The sequence below is a fragment of the Mesorhizobium sp. M0848 genome (genome assembly GCF_040319805.1).
GTDB lineage: Bacteria > Pseudomonadota > Alphaproteobacteria > Rhizobiales > Rhizobiaceae > Mesorhizobium.
Genome location: NZ_JAMYOM010000076.1, coordinates 1 through 1242 on the forward strand (window position 1 = coordinate 1; position 1242 = coordinate 1242).

At 64.9% G+C, this 1242-nt stretch carries 2 protein-coding genes; both read right to left on the reverse strand.

The genetic code is table 11. The annotated features are described in order from the left end of the window. Positions 1-860: IS91 family transposase (locus NKH95_RS33335; RefSeq protein WP_352894613.1), on the reverse strand; the 860-nt coding region annotated here is incomplete at its 3' end. 12 nt (positions 861-872) lie between these two features. Further along, a partial coding sequence (locus NKH95_RS33340; protein WP_352894615.1) for a tyrosine-type recombinase/integrase occupies positions 873-1242 on the reverse strand: 370 nt, incomplete at its 5' end.

A 1242-nucleotide genomic window follows, 5' to 3' on the forward strand; every position in this document is an offset into this window, starting at 1 on the left:
CGATAATCGCTCCAGCGGAACGCGACCTTGCCGTCAGCCATGCTGATCAGGCGAGAGTTGGCGATGGCGACACGGTGGGTGTAGCGGCCGAGATAGGCCAGCACCTGGTCTGGCCCGCCGAATGGCGGCTTGGCGTAGACGACCCATTCGAGGCGACGAACCTCGGCGAGCTTGCAGTTAAACGCAGCCGGCGCCGCCAGGTGGGCGAGATCGCCGAAGAAGCTCAGCTTGCCCGCATCATAAGCTGCTCGCAATTCCTGCAGAAAGAGCCGGCGAAACAGGCGCGACAGGACGCGCACCGGCAGGAAGAATCCTGGCCGGCAGGCGACCCAACGCTTTCCATCGAGGGAGATCCCGCCGCCCGGCACGATGCAATGGATGTGGGGATGATAGTGCAGGCCCTGGCCCCAGCTGTGCAGCACCGCGATGTGCCCGATCTCTGCGCCGAGATGTTTTGGATCGGCGGCTATCACTCGCAGCGTCTCAGCCGCAGTCTTGAACAGGATGGCGTAGAGCGCTGCCTTGTTCTGGAAGGCGATCGCCGCGACCTGCGCCGGCAGCGTGAAGACGACGTGGAAGTAGGCAGCCGGCAGAAGCTCGTTCTGTCGCGCGGCAAGCCATTCGCGACAGGCCTGTCCCTGGCACTTCGGGCAATGCCGGTTGCGGCAGGAGTTGTAGGCGATGCTGATCGCCCCGCAGGATCGGCATCGCTGGACATGGCCACCGAGTTCGGCCGTCCGGCAAAGCTCGATCGCGCTCATCACCCGCCGCTCGACGCGCCCGAGATGGCCGTCATGGACCTGCCGATACGCCTCTGCGTGGCGGCGAAAGATATCCGCCACCTCCAGTCTCGCCGACATGGCGAGGCGAGCTCAGCCGGGTGGCACGACCTCCAGCCGCAGCCGGTCGAGCGGGCTTTCCGTCCGCCGGATGAGGCCGTTCGAGACCTTCGTGTAGCGCGCCGTGCTCGACAGATTGTTGTAGCCGAGCAGAACTTGGATGATCCGGATATCGGTGCCGTTCTCCAGCAAATGCGTGGCGAAGCTGTGCCGAAGCGTATGGACCGTCACGCGCTTGTCGATGCCGGCGGCGGCACGCGCCGAGCGGCAGGCCGAATAGAGGACCTGCACATCGATCGGCGCGGTTGCGTCGCGACCGGGGAACAGCCAGTCCTTCGGCTTTGCCAACCGCCAATAGACCCGCAGAATCCGCAGAAGCTGCACCGACAGCATGACATAACGG